This window comes from Streptomyces sp. CRN 30 (assembly GCF_034105845.1).
On record NZ_JAVRHI010000557.1, the window covers coordinates 36,291 to 53,230 of the forward strand.

General features: G+C 71.8%; 16 protein-coding genes. 9 read left to right on the forward strand and 7 right to left on the reverse strand.

Features of this window, described 5'->3' with window-relative positions; genetic code table 11:
- The first annotated feature begins 8 nt into the window (after nucleotides 1–8).
- A complete protein-coding gene (locus UW392_RS64885) occupies nucleotides 9–1,439 on the forward strand; it encodes a dihydrolipoamide acetyltransferase family protein (protein ID WP_320784868.1) in 1,431 nt (476 codons plus the stop codon).
- A gap of 79 nt (nucleotides 1,440–1,518) precedes the next feature.
- Here the strand turns inward: UW392_RS64885 and UW392_RS64890 are convergent, their stop codons facing one another.
- Nucleotides 1,519–2,436 (reverse strand): D-alanyl-D-alanine carboxypeptidase family protein, encoded by a 918-nt coding sequence (locus tag UW392_RS64890; RefSeq protein ID WP_414497816.1) that lies wholly within the window; start codon nucleotides 2,434–2,436, stop codon nucleotides 1,519–1,521.
- Between the two features lie 203 nt (nucleotides 2,437–2,639).
- On the opposite strand from UW392_RS64890, the gene UW392_RS64895 reads away from it, so the two are divergent.
- Complete coding sequence (locus UW392_RS64895) at nucleotides 2,640–3,302, forward strand: GntR family transcriptional regulator (protein WP_320784870.1); 663 nt, start codon at nucleotides 2,640–2,642, stop codon at nucleotides 3,300–3,302.
- On the forward strand, nucleotides 3,299–4,615 hold the full coding sequence (locus UW392_RS64900) for an MFS transporter (RefSeq protein ID WP_320784871.1): 1,317 nt from the start codon (nucleotides 3,299–3,301) through the stop codon (nucleotides 4,613–4,615). The genes UW392_RS64895 and UW392_RS64900 overlap by 4 nt, the downstream gene beginning before the upstream one ends.
- Nucleotides 4,616–4,654: 39 nt before the next feature.
- Here the strand turns inward: UW392_RS64900 and UW392_RS64905 are convergent, their stop codons facing one another.
- Nucleotides 4,655–5,479: a maleylpyruvate isomerase family mycothiol-dependent enzyme gene (locus tag UW392_RS64905; RefSeq protein ID WP_320784872.1), complete on the reverse strand. Its 825-nt coding sequence runs from the start codon at nucleotides 5,477–5,479 to the stop codon at nucleotides 4,655–4,657.
- 264 nt (nucleotides 5,480–5,743) lie between these two features.
- Here UW392_RS64905 and UW392_RS64910 point away from each other — a divergent pair, with 264 nt between their 5' ends.
- Complete coding sequence (locus tag UW392_RS64910; protein WP_320784873.1) at nucleotides 5,744–6,580, forward strand: carbon-nitrogen family hydrolase; 837 nt, start codon at nucleotides 5,744–5,746, stop codon at nucleotides 6,578–6,580.
- On the opposite strand, the gene UW392_RS64915 is transcribed toward UW392_RS64910, so the two are convergent.
- Nucleotides 6,577–7,587, reverse strand: a complete 1,011-nt coding sequence (locus UW392_RS64915) for a helix-turn-helix domain-containing protein (protein ID WP_320784874.1) — start codon at nucleotides 7,585–7,587, stop codon at nucleotides 6,577–6,579. The two genes, UW392_RS64910 and UW392_RS64915, sit on opposite strands and share 4 nt — an antisense overlap.
- 52 nt (nucleotides 7,588–7,639) lie before the next feature.
- On the opposite strand from UW392_RS64915, the gene UW392_RS64920 reads away from it, so the two are divergent.
- Complete coding sequence (locus UW392_RS64920) at nucleotides 7,640–8,035, forward strand: cupin domain-containing protein (RefSeq protein ID WP_320784875.1); 396 nt, start codon at nucleotides 7,640–7,642, stop codon at nucleotides 8,033–8,035.
- A 72-nt stretch (nucleotides 8,036–8,107) separates the two neighbouring features.
- Here the strand turns inward: UW392_RS64920 and UW392_RS64925 are convergent, their stop codons facing one another.
- Nucleotides 8,108–8,323: a hypothetical protein gene (locus UW392_RS64925; protein WP_320784876.1), complete on the reverse strand. Its 216-nt coding sequence runs from the start codon at nucleotides 8,321–8,323 to the stop codon at nucleotides 8,108–8,110.
- Nucleotides 8,324–8,473: 150 nt separating this feature from the next.
- Between UW392_RS64925 and UW392_RS64930 the strand changes: the two genes are divergently transcribed.
- Nucleotides 8,474–10,342, forward strand: a complete 1,869-nt coding sequence (locus tag UW392_RS64930) for an NHL domain-containing thioredoxin family protein (RefSeq protein WP_320784877.1) — start codon at nucleotides 8,474–8,476, stop codon at nucleotides 10,340–10,342.
- A 101-nt stretch (nucleotides 10,343–10,443) separates the two neighbouring features.
- Here UW392_RS64930 and UW392_RS64935 read toward each other — a convergent pair whose 3' ends face one another.
- The 3 genes from UW392_RS64935 to UW392_RS64945 all read right to left on the reverse strand — a co-directional run bounded on the left by UW392_RS64935 (nucleotide 10,444) and on the right by UW392_RS64945 (nucleotide 14,073).
- A complete protein-coding gene (locus UW392_RS64935) occupies nucleotides 10,444–10,680 on the reverse strand; it encodes a DUF6458 family protein (RefSeq protein ID WP_320784878.1) in 237 nt (78 codons plus the stop codon).
- A gap of 104 nt (nucleotides 10,681–10,784) precedes the next feature.
- The gene (locus UW392_RS64940) at nucleotides 10,785–12,143 is read right to left on the reverse strand and encodes a M18 family aminopeptidase (protein WP_320784879.1); all 1,359 of its coding nucleotides are present in this window, start codon (nucleotides 12,141–12,143) and stop codon (nucleotides 10,785–10,787) included.
- A 100-nt stretch (nucleotides 12,144–12,243) separates the two neighbouring features.
- Entirely contained in the window at nucleotides 12,244–14,073 is a 1,830-nt protein-coding gene (locus UW392_RS64945; RefSeq protein ID WP_320784880.1) for an acyl-CoA dehydrogenase, read from the reverse strand.
- A gap of 228 nt (nucleotides 14,074–14,301) precedes the next feature.
- Here UW392_RS64945 and UW392_RS64950 point away from each other — a divergent pair, with 228 nt between their 5' ends.
- The 3 genes from UW392_RS64950 to UW392_RS64960 all read left to right on the forward strand — a co-directional run.
- Entirely contained in the window at nucleotides 14,302–14,769 is a 468-nt protein-coding gene (locus tag UW392_RS64950) for an SseB family protein (protein ID WP_320784881.1), read from the forward strand.
- Nucleotides 14,770–14,888: 119 nt separating this feature from the next.
- Nucleotides 14,889–15,860, forward strand: a complete 972-nt coding sequence (locus tag UW392_RS64955; RefSeq protein ID WP_320784882.1) for a pirin family protein — start codon at nucleotides 14,889–14,891, stop codon at nucleotides 15,858–15,860.
- An 86-nt stretch (nucleotides 15,861–15,946) separates the two neighbouring features.
- The coding region (locus tag UW392_RS64960; RefSeq protein WP_320784883.1) for an AI-2E family transporter at nucleotides 15,947–16,940 on the forward strand (994 nt) is incomplete at its 3' end.

Genomic DNA, 16,940 nt, shown 5'->3' on the forward strand with positions numbered 1-16,940 from the left:
AGAGGGTCGTGACGACGATGACCGAAGCGTCCGTCCGCGAGTTCAAGATGCCGGACGTGGGCGAGGGGCTCACCGAGGCCGAGATCCTCAAGTGGTACGTCCAGCCGGGGGACACGGTCACCGACGGGCAGGTCGTCTGCGAGGTGGAGACCGCCAAGGCGGCCGTGGAGCTGCCGATCCCCTTCGACGGGGTCGTACGGGAGCTGCACTTCCCCGAGGGCACCACGGTCGACGTGGGCACGGTGATCATCGCGATCGGCGTGGGCGGGGGAGCGCCCGCCGAGGAGGCGCCCGCCGCCCCGGCCGCCCCCGCGCCCGAGGAGGCGGCCCCGGACGAGCCGGCCGCGCCCCAGGGCCGCAAGCCGGTCCTCGTCGGGTACGGGGTGGCCGAGTCCTCGACCAAGCGCCGTCCCCGCAAGGGCGGCCGGCCCGCGGGGGGCGCCGAGCGGGCCGAGCTGAACGGGCACGGGGACAGGCGGCAGCGCCCCCTGGCCAAGCCCCCGGTGCGCAAGCTGGCCAAGGACCTCGGGGTCGACCTGGCGGTGATCACCCCGACCGGCCCGGACGGCGTCATCACGCGCGAGGACGTGCACGCGGCGGTGGCCCCGACGGCCCCCGCGCCTGTGACTCCGCAGTCCACGGCCCCGCAGCCCGTCGCACTGCAGACCGCCCCCGCGCAGCCCGCACCCACCGCGGGCACCACCGCCGCGACGGCGCCGGTGGTGTCGTACGACGCCGTCCGCGAGACCCGGGTCCCCGTCAAGGGCGTCCGCAAGGCGACGGCGGCGGCGATGGTCGGCTCGGCGTTCACGGCGCCGCACGTCACGGAGTTCGTGACGGTGGACGTGACGCGCACCATGAAGCTGGTCGAGGAGCTCAAGCGGGACGAGGACATGGCGGGGCTGCGGGTGAACCCGCTGCTGCTCATCGCCCGCGCCCTGCTCGTCGCGATCAAGCGCAACCCGGAGATCAACTCCTCCTGGGACGAGTCCAACCAGGAGATCGTGCGCAAGCACTACGTGAACCTGGGCATCGCGGCGGCGACCCCGCGCGGCCTGATCGTGCCGAACATCAAGGACGCGCACGACAAGACCCTGCCGCAGCTGGCCGAGTCGCTCGGCGAACTGGTGTCCACGGCCCGTGAGGGCAGGACGTCCCCGGCGGCGATGCAGGGCGGCACGGTCACCATCACGAACGTCGGCGTCTTCGGCGTCGACACGGGCACGCCGCTGCTCAACCCCGGTGAGTCCGCGATCCTGGCCGTCGGCGCGATCAAGCTCAAGCCCTGGGTCCACAAGGGCAGGGTCAAGCCCCGCCAGGTCACCACGCTGGCGCTGTCCTTCGACCACCGCCTGGTCGACGGCGAGCTGGGCTCCAAGGTGCTGGCGGACGTGGCGGCGGTCCTGGAGCGGCCGAAGCGGCTGATCACCTGGTCGTAGCCGTAACCCGCGACACCTGCGACGAGGGGCCCGCCGGACAGTCCGGCGGGCCCCTCGTCGCTCTGCTCCGTCGCAGTTCCTACTTCACGGCGAAGCCGTAGTTCATCAGCTTCTTCGCGTCCGCCGTCCGGTTGGCGGCCGACGACGAGGTGAGGACGGCGCCGACGACCGTCTTGCCGTTGCGGGTGGCCGCGAAGACGAGGCAGTACTTGGCCAGCGCGCCGGAGCCGGTCTTCACGCCGATGGTGCCCTTGTAGCCGGTGAGCAGGTTGTTGGTGTTCGACCAGTTCATGTAGCGGTAGCCGCCGCTCTTGGTCGTCACCTTCTGCTTGGTCGACTTGGTCCCCACGATCGAGCGGAACGTGGACGACTTCAGCGCGTTGCTCGCGAGCTTCGTCAGGTCGCGCGGCGTCGAGTAGTTGGTGCCGTTGCTGATGCCGTCGAACGAATCGAACTTGGTGTTCTTCATGCCGAGGCTCTTGGCGGTCGAGTTCATCTTGCCGATGAACGACTTCACCCGCGCCGCCCGCGTCGAGCCGGTGCCGAACTTGTCGGCGAGCGCGTACGCCGCGTCACAGCCCGAGGGGAGCATCAGCCCGTACAACAGCTGGCGGACGGTGACCTTGTCGCCGACGATCAGCCGGGCCGAGGAGGCGCCCTTGGAGACGATGTAGTCGCTGTACGCCTTCTGCACCGTGACCTTGGCGTCCAGGTTCAGGTTCTTCTGCGACAGCACGACCTTGGCGGTCATCATCTTCGTCGTGGAGCCGGTGGCGCGCCGGGTGTCCGCGGCCTTGGCGAACAGGCTCTTGCCGGTGGCGTTGTTCATCACGAACCCGCCCTTGGCATTGATGGTGGGCTTCGTGGCGGCCTGTGCGGGGGCGGTGCCGAGGGCGCCGCCGGCGAGCAGCGCGCCGGTGGTCACGACGACGGCGGCGGCTCTGCGCACCCGCACGCCCTGTATGCCGGTTATCAAGTTGGTTACCCCGTTCTGCATGAAAGGTCTGAGGAGTGCGGCCACTTGAGCGTGGCGGTGCGCCCCCGTGCAGGGCATGGGAGGGCCGCTCCTCATGTGACACACAAGGAGCACGGAAAGTTGTGCGATTTTGCTGTGCGAGTTCCAGGACGGGGTGCGGAGCGGGTGATCCCGGCATGCGGACGGGGGCCGACATGCGTACGTGTTGTATCTATCCTGTCGGCATGCCTTCAGCCCCGCCCGCGCCCGTGAAGCGACCACCCGCCGCCGACCGCGTCTACGCCCACGTCAAGCAAGGAGTACTGGAACGCCGGTACGAGGGCGGGACACTGCTCACCGAGGGGGAGCTCGCCGACGCGGTCGGTGTCTCCCGGACCCCGGTGCGCGAGGCGCTGCTGCGGCTGGAGGCCGAGGGGCTGATCAAGCTCTACCCGAAGAAGGGCGCCCTGGTCCTGCCGGTCTCCGCGCAGGAGATCGCGGACGTGGTGGAGACCCGCCAGCTGGTCGAGGAGCACGCGGTCCGCAAGGCGGTCCCGGTCCCGCCGCGGCTGATCGCCCGCCTGGAGGAGCTGCTGGAGCAGCAGCGGGCCCAGGCCGCGGCCGGGGACCTCGCCGGCGCGGCCGTGACCGACCGCTGCTTCCACGCCGAGATCGTCCGCAGCGGCGGCAACGACATCCTCTCCCGCCTCTACGACCAGCTCCGCGACCGCCAGCTGCGGATGGGCGTCGCCGTGATGCACGCCCACCCCGACCGGGTCACCAAGACGCTCACCGAGCACCGGGAGATCCTGGAGGCGCTGCGCGCCGGGGACGCCGAGGCCGCGGTGGACATCGTCCACCGGCACGTCAGCTGGTTCTCTCACCTCGCGCGGGGTGAGGTCCGTTGAGTACCGCCGAGGGCCCGTCCCGGTCCGTTCCGCTCCCCGGTGACCCGCCCGGCGGCCGCCGCGCGATCGCCGTCTGGTGCGTCGGCGTCTCCGTCTACTTCGTCGCCGTCATCTTCCGTACGTCGCTGGGGGTGGCCGGCCTCGACGCGGCCGACCGCTTCCACGTGAACGCCTCCGCGTTGTCCACCTTCTCGATCCTCCAGCTGCTGGTGTACGCGGGCATGCAGATACCCGTGGGGCTGCTGGTGGACCGGCTCGGCACCAAGAAGGTGCTGACCCTGGGCGTCGTGCTGTTCACGGTGGGACAGCTGGGCTTCGCGCTCTCCCCCTCCTACGGCATGGCGCTGGCCTCGCGCGCGCTGCTGGGCTGCGGTGACGCGATGACGTTCATCAGCGTGCTGCGGCTGGGCTCCCGCTGGTTCCCGGCCCGGCGCGGCCCGCTCGTCGGCCAGCTCGCGGGCCTCGCGGGCATGGCGGGCAACCTGGTCTCGACGCTGGTGATCGCGCGGCTGCTGCACGACGTGGGCTGGACCGCGGCGTTCGCGGGCAGCTCGGTCCTGGGCGTCGTGGTCCTCGTCCTCATGGTCCTCTTCCTGAAGGACCACCCCGAGGGGCACGAGCCGCCGCCGGTCCGGCACCACGGGGCGGCGTACGTGCGGCGGCAGATCGCGGCCTCCTGGCGGGAGCCGGGCACCCGGCTCGGGATGTGGGTGCACTTCACCACGCAGTTCCCGGCGATGGTGTTCCTGCTGCTGTGGGGCCTGCCGTTCCTCGTCGAGGCACAGGGGCTCAGCCGGGCGACCGCCGGTGACCTGCTCACCCTGATCGTGCTGTCCAACATGGTCGTCGGCCTGGTGTACGGGCAGGTCATCGCCCGGCACCACGCGGCGCGGCTGCCGCTGGCCCTCGGCACGGTGCTGACCACGGCGGTCGCCTGGGCGGCCACGCTGGCGTACCCCGGCGACCGCGCCCCGATGTGGCTGCTGGTGGTGCTGTGCGTGATCCTCGGGGCCTGCGGCCCGGCCTCGATGATCGGCTTCGACTTCGCCCGCCCCGCGAACCCGCCCGAGCGTCAGGGCACGGGCTCCGGCATCACCAACATGGGCGGCTTCGTCGCCTCCATGACGACGCTGCTGGCGGTCGGGGTGCTCCTCGACGCCACCGGTGAGAACTACCGCGTCGCGTTCTGCTCCGTCTTCGTGCTCCAGGCCCTGGGCCTCGTGCAGGTCCTCCGCCTGCGCGGCCGCGCGGCCCGCCGCGAGCGGGAGCGGCTGGTGGCGAGCCGGGTGGAGACGGTGCACGTCCCGGTGTGACGGGCGGCCGGCGCGCGCCGGTGGCGGCGCGCCGGCCGGCTACACCGTCACCGCGAACGACCGCAGGATCGCCGCGATGAGCTGGGCGTCGCCCTCGCCCTTGATCCGGTCGGCGACCGCGTCGGCGGACACCCGGCCGCAGGCGAGGCGCACGTACGTCTCCCAGTCCAGGGCCAGGGTGGCGGCGGGGCCGAGCGCGGGCGTCGCCTCCAGGGTGCCGCGGCCCTGGATGTCGACGCGGACGGTGCGCAGGAACTCGATCGGGCCGTTCACGTCGAAGACGATCGCCGAGCTGCGCGGTGCCTGCGCGTCCTCGGCGACGACCTTGGGCAGCACGGAGAGCAGCTCGTCGCGGACCACGTACGCGCCCGGCGAGTCCAGGTTGCCCGGCTGCCCGAGCGCCGCCCGCAGGTCCTGCTCGTGCACCCAGACGTCGAACGCCCGGTTCCGCATGGCCTGCTCCAGGGTCAGGTCCACGCCGAGCGGACCGCGCACCGTGGTCTCCGGGTCCCGCGACTCGTTGCGCAGCTGGCGGTTGCGGCGGATGATCGTGTACTCCAGCTCGGAGGTCATCTCCGGTCCGGTGTGGTGGCGCCGGGCGTCGACCTGCATCTCCATGTAGCGCTGGTGGTCGGTGCGCACGTGGTAGAGGTCGCGCGGCAGCGTGTGGATGGGGCGCGGGTCACCGAGCATCTCGCAGTCCATGCCGATCACATGGGACACGATGTCCCGCACCGACCAGCCGGGGCACGGCGTCCGACGGTTCCACTCGCCCTCCACGAGCGGTGCCACCAGCTCGGATATCGCGTCCACGGAGTGGGTCCAGGCGTCGGCGTAGGGCTGGAGAGTGGGATGCAGACTCACGGAACGGGACCCCTCGGGCGGTCGGTACACGGGCAGGTGCGGTCGGCTGACGGGAACGGCTGACGGCGGACGGCGGTGTCGGATGTCGGGCGATGGCGTCGGCGGTGACGGCGATGTGGCGGTGACGGCGCGGGCGGGTGTCGTGGTCGGGCGGACGGGCTGTCGGGGACCCCCAAGTTACGCTGCTGTGCGGCACCCCGGCAGTGCTTTCGTGTGACGATCGTAGGCCCGTGTGGACGGCTCGAATGCAGGGACGGTGGTAGTGTGCGCGCCTCGCTCATCCAGATCGGCGTAGACGAGGACGAATCGGTCGATGCGCGCCGACAGCGGGCAGCCGCCCTCGTACGGGAACAGGCCGGAGTCGACCTCGTCGTCCTCCCCGAGCTGTGGACCACCGGGGCCTTCGCCTACGAGGCGTTCGCCGACGCGGCGGAGCCGCTGGCGGGGCCCACCCACGCGGTGATGGCCGAGGCCGCGCGGGACGCGGGCGTATGGCTGCACGCGGGTTCGATCCCCGAGCGCGGACCGTCCTCGGACGGCTCCCGCGCGCAGGACGGCCCCCTCACGGACGACGGCCCCCTCTACAACACGTCCCTCGTCTTCTCCCCCTCCGGCGACCTCGCCGCCGCCTACCGCAAGATCCACCGCTTCGGCTTCGACAAGGGCGAGGCCGTGCTGATGGCGGCGGGCGACGAACTGGTGACGGTCCGGCTGCCCGGGACCACCCTCGGCGTCTCGACCTGCTACGACCTCCGTTTCCCCGAACTCTTCCGCGGACTCGTCGACGCCGGCGCCCAGACCCTGGTGGTCGCGGCGGGCTGGCCGGAACGCCGCCGCTCCCACTGGACGCTGCTGGCCAAGGCGCGGGCGGTGGAGAACCAGGCGTACGTCCTCGCCTGCGCAACGGCCGGGACGCACGCGGGAGTTCCACAGGCGGGTCACTCCATCGTGGTCGACCCCTGGGGCGAGGTACTGGCCGAGGCCGGCGCCGAGGAGACGGTGCTCACCGTGGACTTCGACCCGGCGAGGGTGGCTCAGACGCGCGAGCAGTTCCCGGCGCTGAAGGACCGGGTGCTGGGGCTGGAGCGGCCGCGCCGCTAATCACGGCGCCCACGGTCACGCCCGGCACCGTCGGTCACGGGTACCGGCCCGAAGCGCCGCCGGTACGCCGAGGGGCTGAGCCCGGTCTGCCGCCGCAGGCGGGCTCGCAGGTTCGCCGCCGTACCGAGGCCGCTGCGCGCCGCCACCACGTCCAGCCGGTCCTCCCCGCGCTCGATGAGCCGGCACGCCAGCGTCACCCGCTCCGTGGTGAGCCAGGCCAGTGGGGTCGTACCGAGCTGGGCACGGAAGCGGCGGTGGAGCGTGGCCGGGCTGACGGCCGCGCGGTCCGCGAGGTCCGCCACGGTGAGCGGTTCACCGAGTCGGGCCTGCGCCCACGCCAGCAGCGGGGCCAGCGACTCGTCGGGCACCTCGGGCACGGGCCGCTCCACGAACTGCCGTTGGCCGCCGCCCCGGTGCGCGGCGAAGACCAGCCTGCGCGAGACGGCGTTGGCGATCTCGGCGCCGTGGTCGGTGCGGACCAGGTGCAGCCCGAGGTCCAGGGCGGCCGCACTGCCCGCCGCGGTGAGCACGTCGCCCTCGTCCACGAAGAGCACGTCCGGCTCCAGGTGGACCCGCGGATGGAGCTCGCGGAAGGACCGCGCCCAGCGCCAGTGCGTGGTGGCGCGGCGCCCGTCGAGCAGTCCGGCCTCCGCGAGCGCGAAGGAACCGGTGCAGAAGCTCACGACGCGTGCCCCGCGCGCGTGGGTGCGGCGAACGGCGTCCCGTACGGCGGCGGTGCGCGGTACGACGTTGTCCGGTCGGCCCGGCACCAGGAGGGTGTCCGCCGCGTCCACGGCGTCCAGTCCCGCGACCCCGGTGAGGGTGAAGAAGCCGCGGTTCATCCGGACGTCCGGCGCGGGCGCGCACAGCGTGAGCTCGTACAGCGGTTCGGGCAGTCCGAGTTCGGGGCGCGGCAGCCCGAACAGCTCGGTGGCGACGGCCGTCTCGAAGGGATTGGTGCCCTCGTCGACGATCACGACGACCCGGTGCGACGATCCTTGCGGCATGTGCGATTTCTAGCACTCGTACGGGGAGGCCCGGGCACCCCACGATGAAGGCATGGAACCGAACCCGCCCGTCTCCCTGCACCAGGCCCTGGCCTCCTTCGACGCCCTGTGGAGCCCCCGCATCGTCACCACCGTCAACGACTACGACGTCCGCGTCGCCAGGGTGGCCGGTGAGCACGTGTGGCACGCGCACGACCACACCGACGAGTTCTTCCTGGTACTGGACGGCGAACTGCGCATCGCCCTGCGCGAGCCGGCCGGCGAGCGGACCGTCGTGCTGCCCAAGGGGTCGGTGTTCACCGTCCCGCGGGGTACGGAGCACCGGCCGAGCGCACCGGACGGCGCCTCCATCCTGATGTTCGAGCCGTCCGGCACCCTCACCGTCGGCGACCGCCACGACGAGCTCCCGGACCACGTGGACGCGACGACGGGCCGCGCGCTGGGCTGAGGAGGCGCCGCACCGGGACGGACGGCGGCAGTCCGCCACCCGCCCCGTCACCGTGGGCGGACCGACGGCGGTCTACCGGTAGCCCTCCCGTATGTCGGCGTCCCGGTCGTCGTCGGACGGGCGGCGCGGGGCGCTCCGGGTCCCCGGACGCCGGGGCACGTCCCCGGGGTCGCGCTCGGGCTTCCCGTACGGGTCGTCGTCGTGGGGGTCGTACGGGTCACGCCCGCGGGCGCCGCCCTCGTACGCGGCGCGGTCACGCGAGCCGGAGCCACCGGTCTGGTCTGCCATGGAACCACTCCTCGGAAGGTGTCCCCCCGCGTGCGTCGAGCATCCCTCCATCGGGGCGCGTACGCATCCGGTGCGCGGGTGGCTACCGAGCGTGTCCGGAGTTGTCCACAGGCCCGACGGCAGGTCCCGCTCCGGTGGCACCCTGGAGCCATGAACGACTCCGCACCCCGTCGTGCGCGTGTCCGCGCCCCCGAGCTGATCGGCAAGGGCGGCTGGCTGAACACGGGCGGCGAGCAATACACCCTGGCTGACCTGCGAGGACGTGTAGTTCTCCTCGACTTTTGGACATCCTGCTGCATCAACTGCCTGCACGTCCTCGACGAGCTGCGGGAGCTGGAGGAGAAGCACCGGGACACCGTGGTGATCATCGGGGTGCACTCGCCGAAGTTCGTGCACGAGGCCGAGCACCGGGCGGTCGTGGACGCGGTGGAGCGGTACCACGTCGAGCACCCGGTGCTGGACGACCCCGAGCTCGCCACCTGGAAGCAGTACGCGGTGCGGGCCTGGCCCACGCTCGTCGTGATCGACCCCGAGGGGTACGTGGTGGCGCAGCACGCGGGCGAGGGCCACGCGCACGCCATCGAGCGGCTGGTCGAGGAGCTGGAGGCCGAGCACGGGGCGAAGGGGACGCTGCGGCGCGGCTGGGGGCACCTCCCATGCCCTTCAGGCAATGGGGGAGGCCCGTACGTGGCGCCGGAGCCCGAGCCCACCGTGCTGCGCTTCCCCGGCAAGGCGCTCGTGCTGCCGGGCGGGAGCCTCCTGGTCAGCGACACCACCCGGCACCAGCTGGTGGAGCTGGACGGGGACGGTGAGACGGTGCTGCGGCGCATCGGCTCGGGCGCGCGCGGCTTCGCGGACGGTACGGCCGCGTCGGCGACCTTCAACGAGCCGCAGGGCCTCGCACTCCTGGACGACGGCGCGGTCGTGGTCGCCGACACCGTCAACCACGCGCTGCGCCGGCTCGACCTGGAGACCGGGTTCGTCTCCACCCTCGCCGGGACGGGCCGCCAGTGGTGGCAGGGTTCGCCGACGTCGGGTGCCGCGCGCGAGGTGGACCTGTCGTCGCCGTGGGACGTCGCGGTCTTCGGCGGGCGCGTCTGGATCGCCATGGCGGGCATCCACCAGCTGTGGACGTACGACCCGGCGGGCGGCGACGCGGGCGGCACGGTCGCCGTGGCGGCGGGGACGACGAACGAGGGGCTCGTCGACGGACCGGGCGAGGAGGCGTGGTTCGCGCAGCCGTCCGGCCTCGCGGTCTCCGCCGACGGGGAGCGGTTGTGGCTGGCCGACTCCGAGACGAGCGCCCTGCGCTGGGTGGACCGGGAAGGGGCCGTGCACACGGCCGTGGGCACCGGCCTGTTCGACTTCGGGCACCGGGACGGCGCGGCGGAACAGGCGTTGCTCCAGCACCCGTTGGGGGTCACGGCCCTGCCGGACGGCTCGGTCGCCGTCAGCGACACCTACAACCACGCACTGCGCCGCTACGACCCGGCGACGGGCGAGGTGACCACGCTCGCCGCGGACCTGCGGGAACCGTCGGACGCGGTGCTCGTCGGGGACGACATCGTGGTCGTGGAGTCCGCCCGGCACCGGCTGACCCGGCTGCGCCTGCCCGAGGAGGCCGTGCGGGTCGCCCCGGTGGCGCACCGCACGCAGCGGGCGGCCACGGAGGTCACCCCGGGGGCGCTCCGCCTTGACGTGATCTTCCAGGCTCCCGCGGGCCAGAAGCTCGACACCCGCTACGGGCCCTCGACCCGCCTGCTCGTGTCGGCGACCCCGCCCGGGCTGCTGCTGGAGGGCGACGGCGCGGACACCGACCTGTCACGCACCCTGGAGCTCGACCCCGCCGTCCCGGAGGGCGTGCTGCACGTCTCGGCGATGGCGGCGTCCTGCGACGACGACCCGGCGAACTTGTATCCGGCGTGCCACGTGCACCAGCAGGACTGGGGCGTGCCGGTACGGGTCACGGAGGGCGGCGCGGACCGGCTGCCGCTGGTACTGGCCGGTATGGACGCCTGACGCGCGTATCACCCTGGCGGCACGCGACGGCGCGCCCGGTCCCCTCGGCCGGGCGCGCCGTCGCAGTCGCTGGTGCCGTCACTGTTGTCGTCGTCGGTCGGTCAGATGCCGGTGTACCCGTCTCGGTGGTGGTGCTCCTCGCTCACCACGGGAGCCGCGGGCGGTACCACCACACGCCTCCGCCTGGCGATGCTGCTGAACGTCGCGACTCCGATCAGTCCGACGATCATGAAGATGACGCCGACCAGGTCGAGGTTGACCCCCTGCATGTCCCAGTCGGTGGCGAACGTGAGGATGGCCCCCACGGCTATCAGAATGATGCACCCGCCCAGGCCCATGAGTGCTTCCTCCCTGTCCGGTCCGGTGTTCCGGAGCGATCCGGTCAACTCCGTGTACCCGGAGGGGGTTCAGCCATGCGGCACGTCCCGCGGAGAGTGCGCGCTCAGCCCTCCAGGAACGCGACCAAGGCGCCTGCCAGCAGGAACGGGTCGTCGGCGCCGCAGAGTTCGCGGGCGCTGTGCATGGACAGGATGGCCACGCCGATGTCGACCGTCTTGATCCCGTGCCGGGCGGCGGTGATGGGGCCGATGGTGGTGCCGCAGGGCATGGAGTTGTTGGAGACGAAGGACTGGAAGGGGACGCCGGCCCGGTCGCAGGCGGCGGCGAAGACCGCACGGCCCGAACCGTCGGTGGCGTACCGGTTGTTGACGTTGACCTTGAGGATCGGTCCGCCGTTCACCCGCGGGTGGTGCGTCGGGTCGTGCCGCTCCGCGTAGTTGGGGTGGACGGCGTGGCCGGTGTCGGAGGACAGGCAGACGGTGCCGGCGAAGGATCTCGCCCGGTCCTCGTAGGAGCCCCCGCGGGCGAAGACCGACCGCTCCAGGACCGAGCCGAGCAGCGGGCCGTCGGCGCCGGTGTCCGACTGCGAGCCGTTCTCCTCGTGGTCGAAGGCGGCGAGGACGGGGATGTACGGCAGCGCGGTGTCCCCGCCGCTCGCGGCGCCGGCGAGCGCGGCCAGGGCCGCCGTGCCCGCGTGCACGGAGAGCAGGTTGTCCATGCGGGGCGCGGCGACGAGCTCCTTGTCGCGGCCCAGGTAGGCGGGTGGCTCGACGGAGTGGACCATCAGGTCCCAGCCGGTGACCTCACCGTGCTCCAGGCCCGCCTCCTGCTCCAGGAAGGCGATGAGGTCGCCGTCGTGGACGTCGTCCCCGAGGCCCCAGACGGGCTGCAGGTGGCGCTGCTTGTCGAGCTTGAGCCCGTCGTTGACCGCGCGGTCCAGGTGGATGGCGAGCTGCGGGACACGCAGCAGCGGACGGTCGACGTTGACCAGGCGGGTCGTGCCGTCGCGCAGCGAGAGCCGGCCGGCGAGGCCCAGGTCGCGGTCGAGCCAGGAGTTGAGCAGCGGTCCGCCGTACACCTCGACGGCGACCTGGCGCCAGCCGTGGGCGCCGCTGTCGGGCCGCGGCTTGACCCGGAGGTTGGGGGAGTCGGTGTGGGCGCCCACGACGCGGAACGGGGTGTGCGGCTCGGCGCCCTCGGGGACGTACCAGGCGATGATCGCGCCGCCGCGCAGCACGTACTTGCCGCCGGTCGTCCCGTCCCACGCCTCGGTCTCCTCGACCTGGCGGAAGCCGGCCTTCTCCAGTCGTTCGGCGGCGTTCGCCACGGCGTGGTAGGGGGTGGGGCTCGCCGCGAGGAAGGCCATGAGGTCGTCGGTGTGCCCGCGGTCGAAGCGGAGCGGGGCGCGCGAAGCGTTCGTCGTGGGGGCGGTGCCCGGAGCCGGGCGGGCGCTTGTGCTCATGTGTTCACCTTAACGACGGATGAGGGCCCGCTCCCTGGGATGGGAGCGGGCCCTCGTGAGGGGGATGTGGAGAGTCCGGCGGACGGACCGACTCCGTTTGTCAGAAAGCCGCCTCGTCCAGGTCCATCAGTTCCAGGTCCACGCCCTCGGCCACCTTGCGGGCCAGGGTGACGCCCGGCAGGACGTCGGCCGCGAAGAACTTCGCCGCGGCGATCTTGCCCGTGTAGAAGGCGCGGTCCTTCGCCGGGGCGCCCGCGGCCAGCTTCTCGGCGGCGACCGCGGCCCCCTTCAGCAGCAGGTAGCCGACGACCACGTCACCGGAGGCGAGCAGCAGGCGGGTGGTGTTGAGCCCCACCTTGTAGATGTTCCGGACGTCCTGCTCGGTGGCCGCGAGGTCGGTGAGCATCAGGCCGACGACGGCCTCCAGCTCGACGGCGGCCTTGGCGAGGTGGTCGCGGGCGGCGGCCAGCTCCTCGCCGCCGCTGCCGATCGCCAGGAACTTCTTGATCTCCTCGGCGAGCTGGTTCAGCGCGGCGCCCTGGTTGCGGACGATCTTCCGGAAGAAGAAGTCCTGGCCCTGGATCGCGGTGGTGCCCTCGTACAGGGTGTCGATCTTGGCGTCGCGGATGTACTGCTCGATCGGGTACTCCTGCAGGAAGCCGGAGCCGCCGAAGATCTGCAGCGACTGGGCGAGCTGCTCGTAGCCCTTCTCGGAGCCGTACCCCTTGACGATCGGCAGGAGCAGGTCGTTCAGGGCCTCCAGCGCGGCGGTGTCCTCGCCGGCGGCCTCCTTGACGGCTATGTCGTCCTGCACGGAGGCGGTGTACAGCACCAGGGCGCGCATGCCCTCCGCGTACGCCTTCTGCGTCATCAGCGAGCGGCGCACGTCCGGGTGGTGCGTGATGGTGACCTTGGGCGCCGTCTTGTCCATGAAGTTGGCGAGGTCGGGGCCCTGGACGCGCTCCTTGGCGTACTCCAGCGCGTTGAGGTAGCCGGTCGACAGGGTGGAGATCGCCTTCGTGCCGACCATCATCCGGGCGAACTCGATGATGCGGAACATCTGGCGGATGCCGTCGTGCTTGTCGCCGATCAGCCAGCCCTTGGCGGGGTGGCGGTCGCCGAAGGTCATCTCGCAGGTGTTGGAGGCCTTCAGGCCCATCTTGTGCTCGACGTTGGTGGCGTAGACGCCGTTGCGCGTCCCCAGCTCGCCGGTCTCGAAGTCGAAGAGGTACTTCGGGACGAGGAAGAGGGAGAGGCCCTTGGTGCCGGGCTTCGCGCCCTCGGGGCGGGCGAGGACGTAGTGGAGGATGTTCTCCTCCATGTCGTGCTCGCCGGAGGTGATGAAGCGCTTCACGCCCTCGATGTGCCAGGAGCCGTCCTCCTGCTGGACGGCCTTGGTGCGGCCGGCGCCGACGTCCGAACCGGCGTCCGGCTCGGTGAGCACCATGGTGGAGCCCCAGGTCCGCTCGACAGCGATCTCGGCGATCTTCTTCTGCTGCTCGGTGCCCTCGTCGAAGAGGATGCGGGCGAAGGCCGGGCCGGAGGAGTACATCCAGACCGCCGGGTTGGCGCCGAGGATCAGCTCCGCGTACGCCCAGATGAGCGACGGGGGCGCGGTGGTGCCGCCGATCTCCTCGGGCAGTCCGAGCCGCCAGTACTCGGAGTCCATGAACGCCTTGTAGCTCTTCTTGAACGACGCCGGGACCGGCGCGGTGTTCGTCTCGGGGTCGAAGACCGGCGGGTTGCGGTCGGCGTCCGTGAAGGACTCGGCCAGCTCGTTCTCCGAGAGGCGGGTCAGCTCTTCCAGGACGCTCTTCGCGGTGTCCGTGTCCATCTCCGCGAACGGTCCCGAGCCGTACAGCTCGTCGCGGCCGAGCACCTCGAAGAGGTTGAACTCGATGTCGCGGAGATTCGGCTTGTAGTGCCCCATGGCGACGCCTCCGTGGAGAGATCGGCGAGGCACTGGATCCTCGCTCTAGTTCACGTACCAACAAGTAGCTTCGATGATGCTACCCGTCGGTAATAAGATGCAACCCCGAGCGGCACAGGTGTGACGAGGCCCGCGTCGGGGCGCCCGGAGGCGGGTGGGGCGCATACGAGGGGATTGTTGCCGGAGGAACGATGCTGCGGCACCCAGGAGATGACTAGTCTTTGCGGCATGTACGGCTACGACCAGACCGCGGGCGCCCAGCAGCAGTACACCCCGCCGCCGCAGCAGCAGATGGCCGGCGGGTACGGCCAGCAGCCCCCGCTGTACCCCGAGCCGTCCCCGCCCTCGCTCGCGGACGCGGTGCGGGCCTTCACCACGGGGCAGATGTCCGCCGAGGACTTCCAGCAGGTCTTCGCCACCTCGAAGGTCTACTGCCCGCGCGGTGACAACCCCGGCTTCCTCGCGCTGCACAACACCCAGCAGCCCGTGATCCCGATGTTCAGCTCGCTCAAGGAACTGCGCCGCTACGCCGGCAAGGAGTCCAAGTACTTCGTGATCACCGGGGCGGAGGTCATCGACCTGCTGCCCACCGGCTACGGCTTCGTGCTCGACATGGAGGGCGAGCACCGCATGGTCTTCGACGCCAAGGCGGTGGAGCAGATGGTGGAGTTCGCGATGCGCAGGATGTACGGCTGACCGCCCACGTGTACCGACACGCGTACGGAGCCCGGAGGGAATGCCCTCCGGGCTCCCGCTGTTCCGGGTAGCAGAAAGTTCAACTCTCAACTAAACTCGGAGCACAAGGAGGTGCCGACATGCCTGCGGTGACCGTGGAGAACCCGTTGACCCTGCCCCGCGTGGCCGCCCCGGCCGACGCCGTGGCCCGCCCCGTGCTGACCGTCACGACCGCGCCCAGCGGCTTCGAGGGCGAGGGCTTCCCGGTGCGCCGGGCGTTCGCGGGGATCAACTACCGGCATCTGGACCCGTTCATCATGATGGACCAGATGGGTGAGGTGGAGTATCAGCCTGGGGAGCCGAAGGGCACCCCGTGGCACCCGCACCGCGGCTTCGAGACCGTCACCTACATCATCGACGGCACCTTCGACCACCAGGACAGCCACGGCGGTGGCGGCACCATCACCAACGGTGACACCCAGTGGATGACCGCGGGCGCGGGCCTGCTGCACATCGAGGCCCCGCCGGAGCAGCTCGTCATGTCCGGCGGCCTCTTCCACGGGGTCCAGCTGTGGGTGAACCTGCCGGCCAAGGACAAGATGATGGCCCCGCGCTACCAGGACATCCGCAGCCGCAGCGTCCAGCTGCTCACCTCGCCCGACGGCGGCGCGCTGCTCCGCGTCATCGCCGGTGAGCTGGACGGCCACGAGGGCCCCGGCATCACCCACACGCCGATCACGATGGTCCACGCCACCGTCGCGCCGGGCGCGGAGGTCACCCTGCCGTGGCGGGAGGACTTCAACGGCCTCGCGTACGTGCTGGCGGGCAAGGGCTCGGTGGGCGCGGAGCGCCGCCCGGTCCACCTGGGCCAGACGGCGGTCTTCGGCGCCGGCTCCTCGCTCACCGTCCGCGCGGACGAGCAGCAGGACTCCCACACCCCGGAGCTGGAGGTCGTCCTGCTCGGCGGCCGGCCCATCCGGGAGCCCATGGCCCAGTACGGCCCGTTCGTGATGAACACCCGCGACGAGCTGCAGCAGGCCTTCGAGGACTTCCAGAAGGGCCGCTTCGGGTCCGTCCCGGCGGTGCACGGGATGACCGAGGACGGGATCTGACGCCGCCGGCTCCGCGGTGACCGCGGCTCACCCGGGCGGGCCGTCCGAACAGGACGGCCCGCCCGGGGCGTGGTCGGCTGGGCAGTGTGCAGCTGCTTCCCGAGCCCGTGCGCCGTCTGGCGGCCTGGTGCGCCGTCGCCCTGCTGGTGTCCGGAGTGGTGTACGTCGCCATCCGGCTGTGCGTCGCGTTCTCGACCGCCGTCATCCCGGTGCTGCTCGCGCTGCTGGGCACCGCGCTGCTGAAGCCGCTGTACCGGCAGCTCGTCCGGGCGAAGGTCAACCGCTCGATCGCGGCCGGGATCACCTGTGCCGCCGTCGTGGCCGTGGCCGGCGGTGCCGTCTACATCGTGGTCGCCGCCCTCGTCGACAGTGGTGACCAGATCGTCTCCTCGCTCCGCCAGGCCGCCGATTCGATCACCGAGCACTTCGGGGCGGCGGGCACCTCCCTGGACGACCTGGCCGCGAACTCCCGCGACCTGCTCTCCCGGTTCGGCGGCACTGCCGCGTCCAACGTCATCCACGGGGTCAGCGTCGTCGGCGAGGCCATCGCCATGGCCGTCCTCGCGCTGCTGCTCGTCTTCTTCTTCCTGCGGGACTCGCGGCGGGCCGCCGAGGCGCTGCGCGCCCTGACCCCGGGCGGTGCCGGCGACACCGTCGAGGCCATGGCCGGGCGCGCCTTCGAGGCCGTCGAGGGGTTCATGCGCGGGACCACCCTGATCGCCCTCATCGACGCCGTCTGCATCACGGTCGGCCTGCTGGTCCTCGGCGTCCCCGGCGCCGTGGGGCTCGGCGCGCTGGTCTTCGTGGGCGCCTACATCCCCTACCTCGGCGCCTTCATCTCCGGGGCCGTCGCCGTGCTCGTCGCCCTCGCCGACCGCGGGTTCGCCATCGCCGTGTGGGCGCTCGCCGTCGTCCTCGCCGTGCAGCTGCTGGAGGGGCACGTCCTGCAGCCGGTGATCCAGAGCCGTACGGTCCAGATGCACCCGGCGGTCGTCATGGTGACCCTCACCGGCGGCGCGGCCGTCGCCGGGATCCTCGGCATGCTGCTGGCCGTGCCGCTGACCGCCGCCGTCTTCGGGG